Below are 17,886 nucleotides of genomic sequence, written 5' to 3' on the forward strand. Positions count from 1 at the left end.
GAATAGGTCTTTTTTGTTGTGCACGAGTCTAGAATCAGCAGCGCCACTGGCCTATGCCAAAACTGTTCAAGGGTGATGGCGTTTTTTGCCATGTTCAGATGTAACGAGAGAGGCATTCAAATGCGGGAAACGGATTCGGTGGCGGTTTACTTCATGTACCCCATGATCCATGCACTACGTGAAGAACCGCAGCGTCTGCGGTCAGTGCTTGAACAAGTGGGAATTGATCCGGCACTGATGGATCAGCCGACGGCACGGGTGCCGGCCAAGGCTTTCGCCGCGTTGTGGCTGGTGCAGATTCGTGAGTTGAACGACGAATTTTTCCAGTTGGACTCCCATGGTATGCCGCCGGGCAGTTTTGCCTTGATCTGTCGGGCATTGATTCAGGAGCCGACGCTGGAAAAAGCCATGCGTCAGTGCCTGGCCAATTTCGCCCTGTTCCTGAGTGATTTTCGCGGCACGTTGAGCGTGCGTGGCAAGCGTGCGGTCATCAGCTTGCAGACCCGTGCGCAGAACAGCGAGGTCAGCCGGTTGGGCGAAGAAACATTTCTGGTGTTGATGATCAGTCTACTGTGCTGGCTGGGCGGGCGGCGCATTCCTATCGATCGTGCGGACTTTCGTCATCAGCGTTTGTCGCTGCGTGATGATGCCTTGCTCTGGGGACCCCACCTGACCTTTGGCACCGAACGCACCGAAATCGAGTTCGCCAGTCACTACCTGCGCCTGCCGGTGATTCAAGACCTTGCTTCGTTGAAAGTTTTTCTACGCACCGCACCGCAATGGCTGGTGATCCGCTTCCGCAACCAGCATGGGTTGGCATCGCAGGTTCATCAGCGCCTGCGCCATAGCCATTACAGCGAATGGCCGACCTTGCAGGCCTTCGCCCTGGAACAGCACCTGAGCCCCAGTACCTTTCGCCGGAAACTGGGACGTGAAGGCTGTTCGTATCAGGAAATCAAGGATGAAGTGCGGCGCGCGGTGGCGTTTGAACGGTTACGCCAGAGCAAGGCGAGCATCAGTGATATTGCCGAGCAGTTGGGATTTCAGGAGCCGAGTGCGTTCCATCGTGCCTTCAAAAAATGGACGGGGGAGAGCCCGGGGCGGTATCGGGCGCGGTTTCAGGAATGAGCCCTGCTCGTTGGGTCACGGCAAGGCTTTATCAGCCCCGCAAAAGCCTTAGTCTCGAACACCCCCATCACACACAAAATCAATAAACGCTCGCAACTTTGGCGTCAGGTAGCGGCTCGACGGCCATACCACCTGGATGTCCAACGTGCGAAGCACTTGATCGGGCAGTATCGACACCAGCTCTGCGGCCGCCAGTGCTTCGCGCACCGCAAACTCCGGGACGCAGGCAAGGCCCAGTCCTTGGCGGGCCATGTGGATCAGCATTTCAAGGTTATTGCAGACCATCGTGGCCGGTATTTTCAACTCGCTGCCTTCGGCAAGCCCCGCCAGTGGCCATTTTTCCAGTTTGCCCGTGGAGGGCAGTTTGTAATGCAGGCAGTGGTGTTCCTGCAGTTGCTCGACATTCTGCGGGTAGCCGTGGTTCGCGAAGTAACTGGGGGCGCCGACGAGGTAGAAGCCGAAGCTGTCGAGTTTCCTGGCCATTAACCGCGAGTCGTGCAATTGGCCGGTGCGCACCACGGCGTCGAAACCTTCCTCGACCACGTCCACCAGCCGATCGGTGAAGTCCAGCTCCAGCTGGATTTGCGGATAGTGCTGCATGAATCGCGAGAGCTGCATGAACAGGACGTCACCCAGCAGCGGCAGGCTGATGCGCAGTTTGCCTCGTGGTGTCTCGCTGGAGCTGGAGAGTTCCTGCTCGGCGGCTTCCAGTTCGTTGAGTACCCGGCGGCAGCGCTCCAGAAACAACGAGCCTTCGCTGGTCAGGTTGATGCTGCGGGTATTGCGATGGAACAGGCGTGCGCCGAGTTTCTCTTCCATGCGCGCGATGCTCTTGCCCACCGCCGAGGCGGAGATCCCCAATAAGCGGCCAGCCCCAACAAAACTGAGGCTTTCGGCGACCTGCACGAACACCGTGATGCCATTGAGCTTATCCAACACTCACTCCTTTGATTGCGGACAAAAAGGTCCGTGGACCTCGGAATTGTAACCTCTGTTTCCCGACAACGGCCGGCTCTACCATCGAGACATCGAGTCATTCATCCAACTATTCAGGTCCGCCAATGTCAGTCAACGAACCGCTTCGCCCATTACAGTCTCTACGCTCGTTTGAACCCGTCCAGCTGGCTTCGCGCATCGACGCGGTGCTGGAGCAGACCCTGCACGATCAGCGCCTGGTGGGCGCGGTGGTGCTGGTGGCTCACCGCGGCAAGCTCATTTACCAGCGCGCGGCCGGGTTGGCCGACCGTGAGGCGCAGTTGCCGATGCGCGAGGATGCCTTGTTTCGGCTGTCTTCGGTATCCAAGCCGATCGTTTCGGTAGCGGCCCTGGCACTGATCGGACAGGGCAAACTCAACCTGGATGACGACATCACCCGCTGGTTGCCTTACTTCAAGCCAACCCTGAGCGACGGCCAGCCGGCGACGATCACGGTGCGTCAGTTGCTGAGCCATACCGCCGGCTTCACGTATGGTTTTCTGGAAAGCGATCAAGGTGGCCCTTATCGCGATGCCGGTGTGTCCGATGGCATGGAGCGCAGCGACCTGACGCTGGAAGAAAATCTGCGCCGCCTGAGCCACGCGCCCTTGCTGTACAAACCGGGCAGCTCGTGGGGCTACTCGATTGCGACCGATGTGCTGGGCGGCGTGATCGCTGCGGTCATCGGTACTTCGCTGGCCACCGCTATCGACACACTGATTGCCAAGCCACTGGGCTTGATCGATATCGGTTTCGGCGTGTCCGACGCCAGCCGCCTGAGCCCGGCATACCTGAATGATCAGCCACAGCCCAGGCGCATGAAAGAACTGGAAGTGGTGCCGGTTTTTGAAGGCACTGCCGGCATCAAGCTGGAGCCAGGCCGAGCCCTCGATCCACAGGCTTTCAACTCCGGTGGCTCGGGCTTGATCGGCAGTGCCGGTGAGTTTCTCCAGTTGCTCGAAACCCTGCGCAAAGGTGGCGCGCCGTTGTTGCCTAAAGCGCTGGTCGAGGACATGACCTGCAACCAGACCGGCGAGCTCGAACTGGAAAACTGGCCCGGTCGCGGCTTCGGTCTGGGCTTTACCGTGCTCAAGGACCCGGCCGCCGCACAGACAGCCGAATCGGTTGGCAGCTGGCGGTTGGGCGGTGCCTACGGACACTCCTGGTTTGTCGACCCGGTCGAACAATTGACGGTCGTTGCCTTCACCAATACCGCCTTCGAAGGCATGTTCGGGCAGTTCACCGTTGACCTTTGCAACGCCGTTTACGGGGCGATAGACAGTGACCGTCAATCAACGAAACAAGGGCTCAGTCAATGACGCGCGTCGTGCGGCTTGGCAACGTCGTGGTCACGCTGGAGTCCGACTCATGAAAATGCTCCATCCGATCTACTTTCTCGCACTGGGCCTGTTTGGTGTTTACACCATTGAGTTCGGCGTCGTCGGGATTCTTCCGGTGATTATCGAGCGCTTTTCGATCAGTGCATCCCAGGCTGGCCTGTTGGTGGGGTTGTTTGCACTGATCATTGCGGTATTTGGCCCGATCATGGTGCTGGTGTTGTCGCGCTTCAACCGTAAAAAAGTTCTCACCATTGCGTTGTTCATTTTTGCCGGCACCAGTGTGCTGTCGGCCTATGCACCCAACTTTGAGTCCTTGATGGTGCTGCGCATCATCCCCGCGCTGTTTCACCCTGTGTACTTTTCCCTGGCCTTTGTCGCAGCCGTTTCGCTGTACCCACCGCAGGAGTCAACCCGTGCAGCCGCCAAAGCCTTTGTCGGTACCAGTATGGGCATGGTGTTGGGGGTGCCGTTGACGACGCTGATCGCGGCGCAGTTTTCCTATGAGGCCTCGTTTCTGTTCTGCGCCGTGGTCAACTGCATTGCCGGCCTGGGGATCATTGCCCGGCTGCCGGACGCGCCCGACAAAACCCGTATTTCCTACAAAGAGCAGTTGGCTATTTTGCGCAGATTTCCACTCTGGCTGAACATCACCGCCTCGACTCTGATTTTCGCCGCGATGTTCTCCGTGTACAGCTACTCGGCCGAGTACCTGGCCAAGGAAGCGGGCATGAGCGCGCAGATGATCAGCATCCTGTTGGTGATCTTCGGTATTGGCGGCGTCGCGGGCAATCTGTATGCCGGCAAGCTGATCGGGCAGAACATGGTCCGGACAACCCTACTGCACCCGATCCTGCTGGCCGGTGCCTATGGGCTGTTGTACCTGTTCGCCGGTCCGTCCCTGATGACGATGTTGATTATTGTGGTGATCTGGGGCGCGACCCATACCAGCGGGCTGATCGTCACGCAGATATGGCTGACCTGCGAAGCGCCGGAAGCGCCCGAATTCGCCACCGGCATTTATATCTCGTTCATCAACCTGGGGGTGACGATTGGGTCAACGACGGGTGGGTGGTTCCTGGCGCGCATGGGTTTGCAGGGCACCCTGTACAGTGGTTTGCTATTTGCGGCGCTGGCCGTATTGGTCATCGTGGTCAAAGTTCTGTTTTTCAGTGCCGAGCCGCGCAAGGGAGGCGCACAGATCGCCGCAGACTGAGTTGAACGATGCATCGTCGCCCGGACGGATGGGGGTGTATTTTCGTCAGTGTGTGGCCGCCATCGCCCAAACAAGGATATCCAGGAAGCAAGCCTTTGGGTTGACACCCTGGATTGTCATTCCATTGAGAATCGATCGAGGCCACATGAATTCGTTACCGTTGCACAATGCTTCGGACGCGCTCGGCCGTACTATTGGCTAACGGGTTTCCAGATCTCTACATCGTGGGCATCTACCGCCTTGGGCAATAAGCCCGCGGCAAAAAAAGCATCGGCAATTTTCTGCTGTTCGCCCAACTGATCGGCCTTCACCGGTTGTATCTGGTAACTGCGATGGGCGTTGGCTGCTTCGACTGTTTCCACATCGAGGTCGCCCCACAACGGCCCCAGGACTTGAGCCGCATCACGGGGATGGTTTTTAACCCAATTACCGGCTTCATGCAGTTGCTCGTAAACCAGCTTGAGGACTTCAGGGTGCGCCTTGGCGTAGCTCGTGCCGGTCAGGTAATAACGCTTGTAGCTGGCCAAGCCACTGCCGTCGGCCAGGGTGCGCGTCGGTAGTTGACGCTGCACGCCGCTGAGGAAGGGTTCCCATGTGACCCAGGCGTCGACCTTCTGATTTTCGAAAGCCGCCCGGCCATCGGCGGGTGACAGGTATGCAGGTTGTATGTCAGAAAACTTCAGGCCCGCCTTATTCAGGGCCGCGATCAGCAAATAGTGGGCTCCGGCCGCCTTGGTTACCGCGACTTTTTTGCCTTTTAAATCTGCCAGTTGCTGCAACGGCGAATCGTTGCGCACGACGATTGCCTGGGCTGAAGGCGAGGGTGCCTCTTGCGCAAAGTAAGTCAGCCTGGCCTGTGCAGCCTGAGCAAATATCGGCACGGTATCTGCCACGTCGGCGCTGACATCAATATTGCCGACATTCAACGCCTCCAGCAGTGGCAAGCCACTGGGGAACTCATGCCAGCTCACGTCGATGTTCGCCTGGGCGAGTGCTTTGTCCAGCTTGCCTTGGGTTTTCAGCAGAGTGATCAGGGTCGATGACTTCTGGTAACCGATGCGTAGCTTTTCCCGGGCCTGAGCCGGGAGTGTCAGAGACGACAAGGCCAGCGCAACGACCAGGCCGGCCAGGACAGGACGACGGAATATCGCCCCAGGGTTCTTGATGAATTTTGACATGGCATGCTCGACAATAATTAAAGGACGGGTAACTACGTATGAATCCTATTGTTCTAAAAACCGATTTATAAATATTTTTTGAGTATTAGCTTAGGCGACTTTGCAGGCATCAGAACGCGTATTGCAGGCGGGTGTAGTAGTAACCGCCGGTGAAGCCGAAGGGTGAAAAACTGCCCCAGTTATCGCCGAACGAAGAGTTGCTTACGCCGATATGGTCGGGGTACTTGTCGAACAGGTTCTGCGCGCCGACGGCGACGGTCAGTTGTTTGTTGAGCGCATAGGCCACGTCCAGGTCGGTGATCCATTTGGCCGAATACTCGCGATCCAGGCTTGGATCGCTTGAGCTGTTGACCTCGGTGTAGGTGCCATAACGGGTCAGCCGCAGATTGACGTCGAAGTCGCTGATCGCCCAGTCGGCGGAGAAGATCATCTTGCTGCTGGGGGAGGTTTTGGTAATCAGTGCTTGCGATTGGCGTCCGAGCAGCTGGAAGTCGCCCAGGGCGGTCAGTTGTGACGGTGTGTCGTTGACGCTGAGGATTTTCGTGTGGTTGTAGTTCAGTGCCGCAGTCCATCTCACCGAGCCGAACTGGTTCAGGTTCTGCCGGTAATTGCCGACCACATCGACCCCGGACGTCCGGGTATTGGCGCCGTTGGTGAAGTACTGCGCGCCGGCGGTGGCCGGCACGCCAATGCTGTCGAGCAGGGCGGCGACGCCCGGGCCCTGGAAACGTTCGCTGAGCACCAGACGGTCGCGCAGGTTGATGACGTAGCCGTCCACGGTCAGGCTCAGGTCTTCGCTGGGAGTCAGGGCGAAACCGAGACTGAAGTTGGTCGAGCGTTCGGGTTTCAACGACTCGGCCCCAAGGGCTTGGGCGCCGGCTGAATCCACCGGCAGAACCACGTAGTTGTAAGACTGGTAGACACCATTGATGGTGTCGAACCCGGTCGAGCGCGCGGTGAAAATCTGATTGGCCAGCGACGGCGCGCGAAAGCCATTACTGATGGTGCCGCGCACCGAAAACACCGGGTTGAATTCGTAGCGGGTGCTGAGTTTGCCGCTGCGGGTGCCTCCGACGCCTTCGTTGTAATGCTCGTACCGTGCGGCGACGCCGAGGTACCACTGCTCGACGGGGTAGAAGCCCAGGTCGATGTAGCTGGCGACGCTGTTGCGGCTGACTTTCTGTGCGTCTTCAGGAGTAATGCCGTTGGTGACCTGGGCGCCCGGATCGGGACGCTGCCCGGCGCGCGGATGGCCGGCGGGGAACACGTAGCCGCCATCGATATACGAGGCTTCGGAGCCGGCGCGGGTCTCGTAGCTTTCACGTCGGTGCTCGAAGCCGAAGGCGACATCCAGCGGCTTGGCCAGGCCGATTTCGTAGCTGTTTTTCAGATCCAGATTACTGGTCAGTTGGTCCGCAATGTAAATGCCGGAGGTGAACTTGTTCGGGGTGTTTTCGCCCAGCGACGGGTTCTGGTTGTTGTAGGTGCGTTGCTTGGCGTAGTTACGCCCGTAGGTGCTGCTCAGGTCCCAGGCCCAGCCGCCGAAATCCTCGCCCTTGGCACCGAAGGCGGACTGGAAGTCGGTTTCGTTGATCAGCCAGTAAGGACTGTAACCGTCGGGATAGCCATTGGGGCCGGTGGTGATGGTGTTGCGTCCATTGGGCAGGCGGAAGTTCTGGCCGTCGTTGTTCTCCCGTGTGGCCAAGGTCGAGAATGAGTAGAGCGTGACGGCATCGTTCAGCGGCAGGTCGAGGTTGTAGGCGACATCGGCCAGTTGGCTGCGGGGCAGTCCGTAACCCTTGTAAGTGTGGTGGCTGGCATCGGCCTCGCGCGGGTCGGGCGAGCCGTCGGCCTGCGGATAATAATGCGAGCTGTAACCGTTGCTACCGGCCTTGTTGTCGCGCTCCTGATAGCGCGTGTCGAGCGAGACATTGAGCACACCGGCGTCGCCAACCTGAAAACCATAATTGAGCGCCTCCTGCGCGGTCCCGCGTTTGCCGTCATAGCCCTGGCCGAGGGTGGTGTCGGAGCTGCCACCGGTGGTCTGCTTGAGGATGATGTTGATCACCCCGGAAATGGCATCCGAGCCGTACTGTGCCGCCGCGCCATCGCGCAGCACCTCGATGTGATCGATGGACGCCACCGGGATCAGGTCTAGGTCGCTGGGTGCCGCGCCGCTGTTGATGCCGTTGATGTTCAACGTGGCGCTGGTATGCCGGCGCTTGCCGTTGACCAGCACCAACACATGGGACGCTGTCAGCCCCCGCAGGGTGGCCGAGCGAACCACGCCGCTGGCATCCCAACCGGCGCGGTCGGGCAGGTTGAAGGACGGGATGAACTTGCTCAGCGCCTCCAACAGGCTCGGTTTGCCCACCGAACGCAATTGTTCGCCGGTCACCACGTCGATCGGAGTCGGGCTGGTGGTGACGGTGCGTTGGACGGTGCCACGGTTACCCGTGACGACTACCGTGTCGAGAGTCGGTGAGCTGCTTTCGGCGGCCTCGATGTTGAACGAGGCCAGGCCACAGGCAATCGACAGGGGCAACAAAAACGGGCGGTAGGCAGGCGCGGCAAGGCGTGTTTGGCAGTTGAGCATGAGAGTGAAGCTCCTGAATGTCAGCTAAGGTCCGTGTCACTTCTTGCGAGCGGCGACGGCTTCGATTTCGACCAACCCGCCCGGTAGCGGCAGGGCGACTACCTGCACGGCGGTGCGTGCCGGTTTGTTCGGTTGCGCGGCGCTGCCGAAGAACGGCGTATAGCCTTCCTGCAACCCGGCGAAATCGAGCTTGCCGCCCTTGGCCGGATCGCCCACCAGAAACACCCGAAGTTGCACCACATCACCCAGGTCCAGGCCTTGGCTTTGCAGTACGCCTTTGAGCTTGTTGAGAATCGAGGTGGTCTGGGTCGCGGTGTCGCCATAGGCAGCGAAGGAATCCTTCGGTGCTTTGGGGTCGTGCAGGTCGGCGAGCAGGCCGCTGACAAACAGCAGGTCGGTTTGCGCCGGCACCGACACCGCCAGCGAAATCGGGAAACTCGAATTGGGCAGGGCGATGCGTTTGATCTCGTCGGCGTGGCTGCTGAGGGCGGTGGCGGTCATGAGGAGTCCTGTGAGCAAAGTCATGGTTTTCATCGGTCAGTCCTTTATTGAAAACAGTCAGGCGGCAACGCCCGGTTGCTGGCGTTCGGCATGGCGGCCGATCAGGGAAACGATGCGTCGCGCCGAGTCGGCGGCGCTGTTCTGCCAGATGCCGACGCCGCCATGGGCGAGGGCGTCGCTGGCCAGGTACGTGCGGCCCTGAGGCTCGTTGAGGATCTGGTAAGCGCTCTCGCCGACCTCGTCGTTGACGATCCACGGGCCTTTGCTGAAGGGCACCTTGGCCCAGTTGATCGCCACTGGTTTTTGCAACTTGGTGCTGTGACCGGGGTGCAGCAGTTCGACCGCTTGCCGCGAGGAGGCGAACTGTTCGGCGAGGGATTTCTTGCTGAAGGCCTGGGCTGACTCGCTGGTGTTGTAGGCCGCAACCAGAATCCCCTGGGCGCTGTTCAGCCGGTCGCTGGGGTACCACAAACCTTTGACTTCATGGTCCAGGTACGACAATCCGCCGTAGATGTTGAAGTCGGTTTCCCAGAAACGCGGCGACTGCCAGGCGACTTTGTTGGCCTGATCGCTTTGCGCGCTGAGAATCGCTTGCTTGAAGGGCGCACTGAAGTTACTCGGCAGCTTGGCCAGTAACGGCAGGGGGACCGTGACGATGGCGTAATCGGCGCTCAGCGTCTGGGTGGTGCCGGTCTTGCGGTCCCGGTAGGTGATGCGGCTGCCGTTTTCGGAGGTCTGAATGTCGCTGACCTCGGCGTTGAAACGCACCGTATCCTTGAGCTTGTCGTAGAACGCGTAGGGAATCCGGTCCATACCGCCAACCGGTTGGAACATGGTCGAGGAAAACTCCGGGATCTCATCGAACACCAACGCACCCCAGAGCTTGGGGTTGAGCAGGGTCTGTAGCTCCAGCGGTGCACGGGTGATGCCGGTTTGATCGCCGGCGCCGGGGATACGGGTGTACCCCGAGCGCACCGAGCCCTTGTATTTGAAGTCGGCGTTGAGATCGCCATAGACCTTGAGGAAATTGAGCAGCGCCTTGCGATCATCGACGCTCAAGTCCTGGTCCAGGGCCTTGCGGCTGACGGTGCGCGCCAGCAGTTCAGACAGTTGGCCGCGGGTGTCGTTGACGGCCTGGCGCAACTGGAATGCCGGTTTGGTCGGATCGGGCAAGGCCAGCGCGTTGCGGCTGCTGTTGACCAGCACTTGCAGCTCGACACCCAGTTCGCGGCAGTAGCCGAGGATCGTCTGGTGATGGCTGGGAATGCGCGCAGGACCGGCGTTGAAAAAGTGCCCGTCGTCGAAGTCGACGGTCTGGCTGACGCCATCGTCGAAATCGACTTTGGTGCCGCGCCTCAGGGTCCAGTTGCGTCCACCCACTCGCTCGCGGGCTTCGAGAATGGTCACGGTGAAGCCAGCCTTGCGCAGCTCGTAGGCGCTGACCAGCCCGGAAATGCCGGCGCCGACCACCACCACGTGCTTGCCTTTGCCACTGCTGCCCAGTTGCAGCGGGTTGAAAGTCGCCGCCACGGCCTGAGGCGTCAGCCCCAGTGCACCGAGGGCGCTGACAGCGGCGGAATAGCCACCGACGGCGGCAATGCGGGAAATCAGTTCTCTACGGGTAACAGCCATCGTAGTGCTCCTTGCGTTCAAGCGGTAAGGAATCCGGTGTAGGGGCGCGTCAGGGATCAGAGGTCGTAGCGCACGGACAACAAGAGGGTTCGCGGGTCGTTGATGGAGTAGAAGCGGGCGCCACTGGAGGGCACGTAGCCGACCGATTGCGGGTAGGCGCGATCGAGCAGGTTTTTTACGGCCAGCGTGGTGGTCCAGTGACCGTCGCCGGAGAGGTAACGGGTGTTGGCGTTCCAGAAGGTCTGCTGGGGGATTTGCTGGACGTCGTCGTTGAGCGCGTTGGCGTAGGACTTGGTCTGGAACTGCGCATCGGTGCCCGCCAGCCAGGTGCCGGGCAGTCCGGCCGGGATGGTGTAGTTGAGACCGACGCTGGCGTTCCAGCGCGGCGAGAACACCAACTGTTTGCCGTTGGCATCGACACCGGCGCCGCTGGCATTTTCGAAATCGTCGTACTGGCTTTCCAGGTAGCCGACATTGGCGGTCAGTTGCAGATCGCGGGTCAGCGCGGTCAGGGTTTCCAGTTCTACGCCATAGGTGTGTGCCTGGCCGACATTGGTCCGCAAGCTGACACCCAACGCCGGGTCGTAGGCATTGGTCTGCAGGTCTTTGTAGTCGTTGTAGAACAGTGCGACGTTGGCTCGCAGGCGCTGGTCGAAGAAGTCACCCTTGAAGCCGGTTTCCCAGGTCGTCACGTCCTCGGGCGAAAACGCCTGTTCGGCGGCAGCCTGGGTCGGGGCGCGGTTGTCGTAGCCGCCGGCCTTGAAGCCTTTGGCGACATAGGCGTACTGGTTGAGGTGCGGTGTCCAGGCGTATTCGAAGCCGAGTTTCGGGCTGGTGGATTGCCAGGATTTGCTTGAATCGGCGCTGAAATTGGTACCGGTGATCTGCCGGTCGGTGTTGACCACGTAGTTGGTGTAGTCGAAGTTCTTGTGTTCGCGGGTGAACCGTAGTCCGGCGATCAGCGACAGTTGTTGTGTGACTTTGTAACTGCCCTGGCCATACAACGCATAACTTTCGGTATTGGTTGTGCTGTATTGCCCCTGGCCGATCACCCGGTTGCGCGCAATCGAGTAGGTCAGGCTGTCGCGCTCGGCGTCGAATTTTTCCCGGTACAGGTATAGGCCAGTGCTGAAACTGAAATCGTCGTAGTCGCCGTTGAGCTGGAACTCCTGGGTGGCATAGTCCTGCTTGTAGGTGATCAGGCTGTTCTGAATGAGGGCGGCCTGCCCGGAGTTGTCATAGTCCACCGGCTGGTTGAACGCCGAATAAGCGGTCACCGATTTGAAGTTCAAGTGGTCGTCGATGGCGTAGATTGCGCGCAGCACCGAGCTGCCCTGGTCGAGGCGGTTCTTCGGATTGAGGCTGCTGTAGCTCTTGAATTTATCGAAGTGGCCATCGGCATCAAACGGTGTATAGCTGGTGGTGTCGCCACGGTCGAAGGTACCGGCCAGGGTCAATTGCACATCCCACGGCGAATCGATCGGGTTGAAGCGCAACTTACCGCGGTAGGACTGGATGTCGACGTTGTTCACATCCTCGCCACGGGTCGGGTTGGAGACGGTGCCGTCACGGGTCAGGCGAATCGCCGAAAAACTGCCGAACAGCGCGTTGTCCACCAGCGGGCCACTGATCAGCAATCGGCCGTTCTGCGCGTTGTAATTGCCGGCGCCGAGCTCGAAGAAACCCCGGGTTTCCTGGGTCGGATCGCGGGTGATCACGCGGATCGCGCCGGCGCTGCTGTTGCGTCCATACAGCGTGCCTTGCGGGCCGCGCAACACTTCGACGCGCTCGACGTCGTTGAAGTCGAGCATCGAGGAAATCGCCCGCGGGATGTACAGGTCATCGGCGTACACCGCGACGGCGGCTTCCTGGATCGGGTCAGTTTCGCCGATGCCACGAATCCCGTAGGTCTGGGCGCTGTAGGAGATCGACTGGCGGCTGAGGGTCAGGTTCGGCACTTGCCCGGAGAGGTCGCGGATGCTTTTGATCTGCTTGTCTTCCAGGGCTTTTTCGTCGAATGCGGAAATCGCCAGCGGGGTTTTTTGCAGGTCTTCGCTGTGGTGTTCGGCGGTGACTGTGACAACGGGGAGGGCACCATCCATGGTGTTTTCTTCGGCGTGGGCCGACAACCCGAACATCGCCAGCGACACGGCCAGCGTCAAACGGTTTGCAGTGAAGGTGTTATGCATGGTGAACCCCAAGTGTGTAAGCGCAGCGTTGGCGTCGTTATGTTTTTTTTGGGCAAAGCGTTGCCGGGGCCATGTTTCGAAAGCCATGGCGGCGGGGGGCTTGAGCCGGTTTCGGGTTTGGGTGTGGCAGTTGACCGTGGAGTGGTGTCGGCCGGAAAAACGTGCAGTTCCGTGGGCCTCCACCTGGTCAGGGGTCGGTGATGGTTGTAACAGTATTTGTATAATACGGTGCTGTAAAAGTCCGATTAGTTATAAGTTAATTATAAAAAACAGGCATTAAGTTTGTAGGTTAAATGCGTAAACCTGATGTTTTATCTTTGGCTGACATGACGCAATCGCGGGCAAGCCACGCTCCCACAGGTCATGTACATAACCTGTGGGAACGTGGCTTGCCCGCGATGACGGTGGTTCGGCTGGATTCAATACCCGCGTTGTACGTTCGCCTGATTTTCCAACGCCAAACCGTTGAGATAACGCTCAAGATTGGCCAGGAAACTGTCAGCAATCTCATGGCGGCTGTTGGTGGAAATCGCCGAGGTATGGGGTGACAAGCGCACCCGTGGATGGGTGTAGAGCGGATGTCCGTCCGGCAGAGGCTCGGGCTCGGTGACGTCCAGCGAAGCCAGGCCGATCGTTCCGCTGTCCAGTGCTTCAAGCAACGCCCCGTGATCCAGCAGACCACCGCGGGCGATGTTGATCAGGTGCAGGCCGGGTTTGGCGCTGGCGAGCACCGCGCTGTTGACGATATGCCGGGTCGCACCGGTCAATGGCGCGGCCAGCACCAGATGGTCGGAACGGGCAAACAGGTCATGGATATCTCGCGCGGCTTCGACGCCTTCCACCTCGAACGGCGTCTGACTCTGACGCGATGCCAGCACATTGATGCCCAAGGCGTGGGCCTTGCTCGCCAGGCTGCGGCCAATCGCACCGAAGCCGAGAATCCCCAACGTGGTGCCCTTGAGCGGCGTCAGTGCGGTGAAATTCCATTGCGAGTCATGCACCCAAATGTTCGGCAGGCGCTTGGCGGCAGCGAAGATCGCGGCCAGGGCGAACTCGGCGATGTTCTCGGCGGCGCTGCCCCGGGAAGTGCTCACCGGCGGGCCGTTGAACAGCCATTGGGGGTAGAAGTCGATGCCGGAAGACACCACCTGAACCCACTTCAAACCGTAGGGCCAACCCGGCGGCGGTGTGTCCGGTGCCAGATAGCCGCGCACATTGATCGGCCGCGCCAGTAGAATACTGACTTCAGTCGGCAGGTCGCTGGGTACGCCGCTCGGCACGTCGATTAACCGGGCGTCAGGATGCGTGTGTGCGAGGCGCTGACGAATCACATCGTTGAAGTCTTCATCCAGTTGGCTGGCGATAATGAGCTGGCTCATGGGCGTTCCTTTTGCTGGTGCTGGGCGAAGACCGCTTTGCCGACGCCTTGCAGCACGGCATCGTTCTGCGGCGTGTGAACACGGCTGCACAGCACATCGCGGTAATGCCGTTGCAGCGGATTGTGGCGTGACAGGCCGGGGTTGCCGGACGCCTCGATGGCCAACTCGACGGCGCGGATGGCGTTGCCGGTCACCAGGTATTTCAGTTGCGCGGCGTTACTGGCTGGCGTGCGACCTTCGGCGGCGGCATCCAGCAGGCTGCGGTTGGCGAACAACAGCGTGTCGATGTGCCCGACGGTTTCCTGAAAGCGCGGCAGGGTCGAGAGCGACGCGCCGAGGTTGGATGGCTTGCGTTGTTCCAGCCAACCCACCAACCAGTCGCGAGCGGCTTGGGCGACGCCGTCGTAAACCGACGAGAGCAACACCGACATCCACAGGAAGCCGTCGCCATCGAGTTCGGGTTGCGGCGCGCTCCAGGGGCTGACGCTGACGGCATGATCCAGCGGTACCAGCACATTGTCGAACACCACTTCATGGCTGCACGTGGCGCGCATGCCCAGATGGTCCCAATCCTCAATGATGCTGATGCCGGGTGTGTCCTTGTGCACCAGCCAGGCACCGACCAGCGGATCTTCATCGGTGCTGCGCGCCCAGACGCTGAACCACGTCAGGCCATGACTGCCGGTGGAGTAGATTTTTCGGCCACTGAGGCGCCAACCGGCGGAGGTGCGCCGGGCAACGGTCGCTGGCAAACCACCGCGAGCCGGGGTGCCGAGGTCGGGCTCGACCCGCAGGGCGTTGATCAACGCGCCTTGCTGGACGGCGTCTTGCGCCACTTGCAGGCGCAATGCTTCGGGCCAGGTTTTACTGTCTTGCAGGCGCGCGTGCTGGATGTACTGCATCACCAGGATCAACGCCGTCGAGGGTTCGCCCTTGGCGATTGCGCTGATCGCCTTGCGCGCCTGGGCCAGATTCGCGCCACCACCGCCGAGGGCTTTGGGCACGGTCAGCGCGACCAGACCGTGCTCCTGCAGCAGCTTGAAATTGTCCTGGGGGAAGGCGCCGCTTTCGTCATAAAGGTGCGCCGTGGCGCCGAGTTGTGCGCCGATGGTTTCCAGCAAGGCTTCGAAATTCGCCGCCTCGACCGATCGCAGCAAGGGCGGGTGTTGAGAAGAAAGACTCATGGTGGGTTCACTCGATCAAAAAGTGTGAGCAGCAATGGTTGGGGGGCCACCGTAACCAACTGTGGCGAGGGAGCTTGCTCCCGCTGGGTCGCGAAGCAGCCCCAAATCCAGGCACTGCGGTGATTCAGGCAAACCGTTTTGCGACTGCTTCGCAGCCGAGCGGGAGCAAGCTCCCTCGCCACAGGGAGGGGGTCGACTTTAGGGCTCATATCGGCAACAACTTGAACTGCCGGTCCCACAACGGACTGACATCCAGCCGTTCGCTCAACACACCCGCAGCGAAGAACAAATCCGCGACCTCCTGTTGCGAGGCTATCGCCTGGTCGTCCACTTCGATGACTTTCCACGGCTGGCTGCGGCTGTTGTACATGTCGAGAAACACCGCTTTGTCGACGCCCAGTAGCTGCGCGGATTTGGCGGCCCAGGGTTCGGGGTTGTTATTGATCCATTCCAGCGTGCGCGCCGTGCGCTGCAAGTAGTCCTGAATCGCTTGTTTGCGCAGCGGGTCTTCGAGGGCCGCGGGGCGCGCCGCCATCAAGTAGTTGCCGGACAAATAACCCTCAGCTGTTTTCAACACCCGGGCGCCACTGCGGAATTTCGCCAACTGGATAAACACCCCATAAATCACCCAGGCATCGAGCTGACCGCTCTGGAAAGCACTGAAACCATCCTGCGGCGTGAGCGCTACCGCCGTGATGTCGTTCATCGTCAGGCCCTGTTCTTTCAGTGCCTTGATCAGAAAGTAATGCGAGGTGGTCGAGCGCACGTACCCGACCCGTTTGCCGCGCAACTGCCCGACCGATTCGAGTTTCGAGTCCTTGGGAATCAGGAACACCTGGTTGTTCACGTCGCCTTGTATCACTGCGATGAGTCGCGGTTGGCGATGGCTCTGGATAGAGAAGATCGGTGGGATCTCGCTCATGGAGCCGATGTCCAGGCTGCCCGAGGCCAGCGCTTCGACGATCAGGTTGCCGCCGGCAAACTCCGCGTAATCGACTTTGTAAGGGCGGTTAGCGGTGCCGGCGTCTTCGGTGAAATACGACTCCTGGCCGCGATAAGTGGCGACGCCCAGGGTCAGGTCCGCAAGCGAGGTGTTTTGCGCGAACGCACGCGAAGCCAATCCCATCGAGGACAGCCCCAACGCCCCGAGAGCGATCGAACTGGCCGTCAGGAAGCCGCGACGATTGAACTGCCCCGGCAGGCGATTAAAGGACTCGCTCATGCCAGCGCCTCGCTCTTCTGGTGAACCTGAGCGGTTGTGTAACGGTTGGCGGGTGCCTCGAGCCCAAGGTTGTCGCGCAGGGTCGTGCCGCTGTATTCATCGCGAAACAGACCACGCTGTTGCAGCACCGGCACGACGAGTTCGGTGAAATATTGCAGACCGTCCGGCAGCACCGAATTGATGATGAAACCGTCAGACGCGCCTTCTTCGAACCAATTTTGAATGGCATCGGCAACCTGCTCGGGCGTGCCGACGAAGTCGCGTCGTGGCCGGGAGAAACGCAGGGCCACTTCGCGCAAGGTCAGGCCTTCGTCTTTGGCCAGTTGTTTGATCCGGTCCGAGCCGCCTTTCTGGCTATTGGAGCCTAAATCGCCCAACTCGGGGAATGGCGCATCCAACGGGTACTGGCTGAAGTCATGGTCATTGAACGGCCTGCCGAGGGCGACAATCGCATCCTCAATACTCACCAGTTCCACCGCTTGCTGATAGCGGCTTTCAACTTCCGCTTCATCACGACCAACGATCGGACGGATGCCCGGCAAGATCGACAGCTTTTGTGCATCCCGGCCGAAGCCACTGGCGCGCTTTTTCAGGTCCTGATAGTAGGCGCGTGCTTCGTCGAACCCCTCGGGGCTGACGAAAATCGCATCGGAATTCTCCGCGGCGAAATTACGTCCGTCCTCAGAGGTGCCGGCCTGGAAAATCACCGGCTGACCTTGCCGGGAGCGGGCGATGTTGAGCGGGCCTTTCACCGAGAAAAATTCACCTTTGTGCGCCAGCGCATGCAGTTTGCCGGGGGTGAAAAACTCGCCGCTTTGCTTGTTGTAGGCGAAGGCGTCGTCTTCCCAGGAGTCCCACAACCCCTTGACCACATTCACATGCTCCCTGGCGATGCGGTAGCGCACCGCATGGGGCGGGTGCTCGGTCTTGCCGAAATTATCGGCGGTGCCGCTGAGCCAGGAGGTCACCACGTTCCAGCCGGCACGACCGCCGCTGATGTGGTCCAGGGACGCAAACTGGCGCGCCACCTGGAACGGTTCGGTGTAGCTGACGGTGACGGTTGCCACCAGGCCGATGTGGCGAGTGGTCGCGGCCAGCGCCGAGAGGATGGTCAGCGGCTCGAAGCGATTGAGGTAGTGCGGGCTCGACTTCTCATGGATGTGCAGGCTGTCGGCGATAAACACGAAGTCGAACTTCGCCGCTTCAGCCAGTTGCGTTTGCTGCTGATAGAAACCGAAATTCACGCTGGCATTGGGCAGGGCTTGCGGGTGGCGCCATTCGCCCCAACCATGGCCGACGCCATGGACCATCGCCCCGAGTTTGAGTTGGCGTTGTTTGCTCATGGTTCT

At 60.1% G+C, this 17,886-nt stretch carries 13 protein-coding genes; 3 read left to right on the plus strand and 10 right to left on the minus strand.

Annotated features, from left to right (window positions below):
* The first annotated feature begins 120 nt into the window (after nt 1-120).
* Nucleotides 121-1,128, plus strand: coding sequence for an AraC family transcriptional regulator (locus ACZ9BB_RS07985; protein WP_476213270.1), 1,008 nt, complete (start codon nt 121-123; stop codon nt 1,126-1,128).
* Nucleotides 1,129-1,176: 48 nt separating this feature from the next.
* On the opposite strand, the gene ACZ9BB_RS07990 is transcribed toward ACZ9BB_RS07985, so the two are convergent.
* Complete coding sequence (locus tag ACZ9BB_RS07990; protein ID WP_476213271.1) at nt 1,177-2,064, minus strand: LysR family transcriptional regulator; 888 nt, start codon at nt 2,062-2,064, stop codon at nt 1,177-1,179.
* A 125-nt stretch (nt 2,065-2,189) separates the two neighbouring features.
* On the opposite strand from ACZ9BB_RS07990, the gene ACZ9BB_RS07995 reads away from it, so the two are divergent.
* Nucleotides 2,190-3,422, plus strand: coding sequence for a serine hydrolase domain-containing protein (locus ACZ9BB_RS07995; protein WP_476213272.1), 1,233 nt, complete (start codon nt 2,190-2,192; stop codon nt 3,420-3,422).
* A gap of 49 nt (nt 3,423-3,471) precedes the next feature.
* Complete coding sequence (locus ACZ9BB_RS08000; protein ID WP_476213273.1) at nt 3,472-4,656, plus strand: MFS transporter; 1,185 nt, start codon at nt 3,472-3,474, stop codon at nt 4,654-4,656.
* A gap of 191 nt (nt 4,657-4,847) precedes the next feature.
* Here the strand turns inward: ACZ9BB_RS08000 and ACZ9BB_RS08005 are convergent, their stop codons facing one another.
* The 9 genes from ACZ9BB_RS08005 to ACZ9BB_RS08045 form a co-directional block, all read right to left on the minus strand.
* Entirely contained in the window at nt 4,848-5,834 is a 987-nt protein-coding gene (locus tag ACZ9BB_RS08005; RefSeq protein WP_476213274.1) for an aliphatic sulfonate ABC transporter substrate-binding protein, read from the minus strand.
* A 109-nt stretch (nt 5,835-5,943) separates the two neighbouring features.
* On the minus strand, nt 5,944-8,430 hold the full coding sequence (locus tag ACZ9BB_RS08010; RefSeq protein WP_476213275.1) for a TonB-dependent receptor plug domain-containing protein: 2,487 nt from the start codon (nt 8,428-8,430) through the stop codon (nt 5,944-5,946).
* A 36-nt stretch (nt 8,431-8,466) separates the two neighbouring features.
* Complete coding sequence (locus ACZ9BB_RS08015; protein WP_008006142.1) at nt 8,467-8,964, minus strand: RidA family protein; 498 nt, start codon at nt 8,962-8,964, stop codon at nt 8,467-8,469.
* Nucleotides 8,965-8,988: 24 nt separating this feature from the next.
* A complete protein-coding gene (locus ACZ9BB_RS08020) occupies nt 8,989-10,563 on the minus strand; it encodes a flavin monoamine oxidase family protein (RefSeq protein WP_476213276.1) in 1,575 nt (524 codons plus the stop codon).
* A gap of 56 nt (nt 10,564-10,619) precedes the next feature.
* Nucleotides 10,620-12,752 carry a TonB-dependent receptor gene (locus ACZ9BB_RS08025; RefSeq protein ID WP_476213277.1) on the minus strand — a complete coding sequence of 711 codons (2,133 nt, stop codon included), beginning with the start codon at nt 12,750-12,752 and terminating at the stop codon, nt 10,620-10,622.
* 419 nt (nt 12,753-13,171) lie between these two features.
* The gene (locus tag ACZ9BB_RS08030; RefSeq protein ID WP_476213278.1) at nt 13,172-14,131 is read right to left on the minus strand and encodes a D-isomer specific 2-hydroxyacid dehydrogenase family protein; all 960 of its coding nucleotides are present in this window, start codon (nt 14,129-14,131) and stop codon (nt 13,172-13,174) included.
* Complete coding sequence (locus ACZ9BB_RS08035; RefSeq protein ID WP_476213279.1) at nt 14,128-15,315, minus strand: acyl-CoA dehydrogenase family protein; 1,188 nt, start codon at nt 15,313-15,315, stop codon at nt 14,128-14,130. Before ACZ9BB_RS08035 ends, ACZ9BB_RS08030 begins: the two co-directional genes overlap by 4 nt.
* 205 nt (nt 15,316-15,520) lie before the next feature.
* Entirely contained in the window at nt 15,521-16,537 is a 1,017-nt protein-coding gene (locus tag ACZ9BB_RS08040) for an ABC transporter substrate-binding protein (protein ID WP_476213280.1), read from the minus strand.
* Entirely contained in the window at nt 16,534-17,880 is a 1,347-nt protein-coding gene (locus ACZ9BB_RS08045) for an LLM class flavin-dependent oxidoreductase (RefSeq protein WP_476213281.1), read from the minus strand. The genes ACZ9BB_RS08040 and ACZ9BB_RS08045 overlap by 4 nt, the downstream gene beginning before the upstream one ends.
* Nucleotides 17,881-17,886: the final 6 nt, after the last annotated feature.

The organism is Pseudomonas sp. TE3552 (genome assembly GCF_056278945.1).

Bases quoted from the DNA above. Each gene is read 5' to 3' on its own strand.
- ACZ9BB_RS07985 (WP_476213270.1), top strand. From the start codon at position 121: ATGCGGGAAACGGATTCGGTGGCGGTTTACTTCATGTACCCCATGATC.
- ACZ9BB_RS07995 (WP_476213272.1), top strand. From the start codon at position 2,190: ATGTCAGTCAACGAACCGCTTCGCCCATTACAGTCTCTACGCTCGTTT.
- ACZ9BB_RS08000 (WP_476213273.1), top strand. From the start codon at position 3,472: ATGAAAATGCTCCATCCGATCTACTTTCTCGCACTGGGCCTGTTTGGT.
- ACZ9BB_RS08005 (WP_476213274.1), bottom strand. From the start codon at position 5,834: ATGTCAAAATTCATCAAGAACCCTGGGGCGATATTCCGTCGTCCTGTC.
- ACZ9BB_RS08010 (WP_476213275.1), bottom strand. From the start codon at position 8,430: ATGCTCAACTGCCAAACACGCCTTGCCGCGCCTGCCTACCGCCCGTTT.
- ACZ9BB_RS08015 (WP_008006142.1), bottom strand. From the start codon at position 8,964: ATGAAAACCATGACTTTGCTCACAGGACTCCTCATGACCGCCACCGCC.
- ACZ9BB_RS08020 (WP_476213276.1), bottom strand. From the start codon at position 10,563: ATGGCTGTTACCCGTAGAGAACTGATTTCCCGCATTGCCGCCGTCGGT.
- ACZ9BB_RS08025 (WP_476213277.1), bottom strand. From the start codon at position 12,752: ATGCATAACACCTTCACTGCAAACCGTTTGACGCTGGCCGTGTCGCTG.
- ACZ9BB_RS08030 (WP_476213278.1), bottom strand. From the start codon at position 14,131: ATGAGCCAGCTCATTATCGCCAGCCAACTGGATGAAGACTTCAACGAT.
- ACZ9BB_RS08035 (WP_476213279.1), bottom strand. From the start codon at position 15,315: ATGAGTCTTTCTTCTCAACACCCGCCCTTGCTGCGATCGGTCGAGGCG.
- ACZ9BB_RS08040 (WP_476213280.1), bottom strand. From the start codon at position 16,537: ATGAGCGAGTCCTTTAATCGCCTGCCGGGGCAGTTCAATCGTCGCGGC.
- ACZ9BB_RS08045 (WP_476213281.1), bottom strand. From the start codon at position 17,880: ATGAGCAAACAACGCCAACTCAAACTCGGGGCGATGGTCCATGGCGTC.